At 68.8% G+C, this 3,282-nt stretch carries 3 protein-coding genes; all 3 read right to left on the reverse strand.

Annotation, left to right across the window (positions count from 1 at the left end; genetic code table 11):
- Positions 1 to 198: 198 nt before the first annotated feature.
- Positions 199 to 1,290: a tyrosine-type recombinase/integrase gene (locus tag JS521_RS11160; RefSeq protein ID WP_205082570.1), complete on the reverse strand. Its 1,092-nt coding sequence runs from the start codon at positions 1,288 to 1,290 to the stop codon at positions 199 to 201.
- On the reverse strand, positions 1,287 to 2,318 hold the full coding sequence (locus JS521_RS11165) for a hypothetical protein (protein WP_205082571.1): 1,032 nt from the start codon (positions 2,316 to 2,318) through the stop codon (positions 1,287 to 1,289). The genes JS521_RS11160 and JS521_RS11165 overlap by 4 nt, the downstream gene beginning before the upstream one ends.
- A gap of 235 nt (positions 2,319 to 2,553) precedes the next feature.
- Positions 2,554 to 3,282 (reverse strand): DNA polymerase Y family protein (locus JS521_RS11170; protein ID WP_205082572.1); only part of this gene is annotated, 729 nt, incomplete at its 5' end.

The following is a 3,282-nucleotide window of genomic DNA, read 5'->3' on the forward strand; positions in this document are numbered from 1 at the left end:
TGTTCTTGTTCTCTTTGTTCGGTTTCTCCTGCTTGCTGATCTCCAGTCTCGTCTCGGTCTCGCCCCCACCCGCCCCCCCCCCCCCCCCCCCCCCCCCCCCCCCCCCCCCCCCCCCCCCCCTGACTGTCAGCCTCCGAGGCACCCCCCTTGGATCGCCGTAGGCGGAAGCCTCCGCGCCGCCGCGCGTAGTGCGAGCCTTCAGCCGTTCTCGTGCGCCAGTGCGCCGGCAAGGTCGGCGCCGAGGGCGTAGCCGGGGCTGTCGTCGAGGAGTTCCTTGCGGCGGTTGTAGCGCTGGGTGGTCCGGGAGTCCTTGTGGTCGGCCCAGCGCTGGATCTTGTCAGGCCGGGCGTCCGGCTTCGCCAGGGCGTGGGTGACGGCGTCGCCCTTGACGCCGTGCGGACCGCGCGGTGTCAGCCCGGCGCGCTTGGCCAGGGAGTCCGTGAGGTGCCACACGGCTGGTTCGTCGAGCTGGCCGCCGCTGGCTGTGCAGAACAGCCATCCTGTGGTGCGGCCGTCGAGGTAGTCCTGGAGGGCGGCCCAGGCGATCGGCGGGACGGGCTTGTTCTTCCAGGAGCCGCCCTTCACCTTCACCTTGATGACGTGGTGGCCCTGGTCGTCGCCGAGGTGCTCGACCTTCGCGGTCAGCAGGGAGTCGACGCGCAGGCAGCAGGTGTAGAGCATGAGCAGCAGCGCGTACGCCCGCTTGCGGTAAGCCCGGATCCGGTGGTGGTCGCGGGCGGTGACCAGGAGCTTGGTCCACTCCTGCTCGGTGTAACCGGGGGTGGGGGAGTAGTCCGGGTCGATGACCGGCCTGCGTACGGCGTCGAAGGGGTTCTTCAGCGGGGTGTCGCTGACGATGTCGAGGTAGGCGAAGAACGAGGAGGCGGACGACAGGGCGTTGGCCCTGGAGGCGTCGCTGTACGGCGGCCCGGTCCGGATCATCTCGCCGCGGGCCCCGCCCTTGACCCGCACCCAGGTGGGCGTCGTCTCCAGGTACATCCGGAAGGTGTCCGCCAGCGGGAACGTCACCTTCAGCGGGTGGGCCCCGTGCTCCCGGGCGAACTCCTCGAAGATGCGGAAGCCGCGGGCGTACGACTTCTGGGTGTTGGCCGAGCGCTGGTGCGCGATCCACGCGGCCGCGAGGGTGGGCAGCGGGTCGTCCTCGCCGTACAGGCCGACCAGGTAGTCGTAGAGCTTCCGGGCGTGCTCGGGCCACTGGTCGCGGGGGTCGCGGTAGATCGTGGCCAGCGTGCCGCGCGCATCGCGGGGGGCTGGGGCGTCGCCGGTCATGCGGTGTACTCCGGGTCGGTCTGCTGGCGGCAGTCCGTGCACAGGTTGGTGGTCGAACCGTCGACTTCGGCCTCAAGGGGCCACGGGCGGCTGCACCCCGCACACAGGACCAGTTCATCCGGGGTGTAGCGGGCCATGCAGCCGAAGCAGAAGAGCGTGTCGAGCACCGCCGGACTACCCAGGAAGACCACGCCCGCCACGAGGGTCATCGCATCGCACTGTGGGCAGGGCGAGACCTCTCCCCTCGGGCCGTCGTCGTGAAAGAGCCCGAGGTAGTCGAAGACGAGCATCTCGTCCGGGTGCCACGACTCGTCGCAGAACCGGCAGGTGCCGCGTTCGGGGGCGATGACGAGGGCCATGTGCTCGCAGAGGGGGCACTGAACGGTCTGGTTTTCCAGTCCCTTCAGTTCACCCCGCAGTCGGTTGAGGCGCCGTGTGACGTAGGAGCTGATGTTGCGGACTCCCTCGACCACGGGGGCCATGTCCTGTGAAGCGGCCGTGCGTTCCGGGCCCTTGAGCAGGGGCAGGAGGTGTTCCCACAGGAAGCGCATGAGGAAGTCGAGGACGCGGCCGGCGCGGGTCTCCACCGCTTTGGCGTTGTGTGTCAGGCCGTAGTGCTGTAGCGCGTTGCGGTCAGCGGCCAGCTCCTTCAGCCAGCCGAGCTCCTTCTCGTCGATCGGGATGCCGACGATGTCGCGCAGGCGCTTCACCGCGGCGGTGGTTCCGCAGCTGTTGAAGTTGCCCTCCCGGAACTTCTCCAGGGTCGCTTCGCCCGGGTTCTCGAAGACGAGGCTCCAGTGCTCGCGCAGGAGCCTGGCCTTGAAGAGCACCTCGACTGCGGCCTGGAGGTGAAGCACCGCGTACTTGAGGTCCCTTTCGTCGACATCCGACTCGCTCTCGTCGAGATGGCTCACGACGCTGGCGAGGTAGTCGATGCCGTTACGGACGGGTGGGAAGTCCAGTTGCGGCGGCTCGGGCTTGAAGAACCGACGAACGTTCTTGGAGTGCGTTGATCTTTCTTCCCCCACTGATCCTCTTCTCCCAGTTCGAGGCCCGGGCCGGGTGAGCGAGCAAGTCATTTACTCGGCATGTCGGACGATTCACCTGATTACGTGACATTCTGATTCCGTGTCAGCATAAGCACAGGATAACCGTAATTATCCTGTGCGTTTTTGACTGGCCAACATCGATGCCACCTTCGAGGGATCTGACAGTTGCCCACCAACGCCCACCACGTATGGCCTGTGGCAGCAGCCATCCGCCTTACCCGGACCGAGGGAAGGTTGAGGCTGCTCCGGCGACGCCGGGTCCGTAGCGGGTCGCGGCCTTGTCGATGGCGGTTTCGAGGCGGCGGAGCTTGTCGTCGTGCTGGTCGAGGGTGAGCTGGTGGACGGTGTCCTCGGCGGGCCGGAGGCGTCCCGCGCGCAGGGCGATGGTGCGGACGCGGGCTCGCTGGAGGCCGAAGCCGGAGAGGAGGGTGCGGGCGGTGTCGGCCAACGCGGGGGTGTGCGCGGTGGGTTCGGCGAGGGTCCGGGTGCGGGTGGTCTGGGAGCGGTCGGCGTAGGTAACGGTGAGCGTGAGCGCCTGGGCGATCTCCCCGCTCGTACGCAGCCGCCCGCCGAGGTCCTGAACCAGGCCGAGAACTGCGCGGTGGTGCTGGTCGGGGTCGAGTTCGTCGCGGTCGAAGCGGCGGCTCGCGCTCATCGTCCTGGGCGCGGCGCCGGGGATGACGGGGCGTTCGTCGATACCGCGGGCGCGGTCGTGGGCCAGGCGGGCGGCGGTGGTTCCGAGGATGCGCTGGAGGGTGGGGAGTCGGGTGTCGGCGATGTCGCCGACCGAGGTGATGCCGTAGCGGGCGAGCGTCTTGGCGGTCTTGGGGCCGATGCCGGGCAGGGCGGAGGCCGGTTTGGTGCGCAGGAACGCGGCGATCTCGTACGGGTCGTCCCGTACGACCGTGGCCGCGCCTGGCGGTGTGGCGTCGGCGGCCATGGC

The sequence above is a fragment of the Streptomyces durocortorensis genome (genome assembly GCF_016901035.1).
In the GTDB taxonomy this organism is placed as follows: Bacteria; Actinomycetota; Actinomycetes; order Streptomycetales; family Streptomycetaceae; genus Streptomyces; species Streptomyces durocortorensis.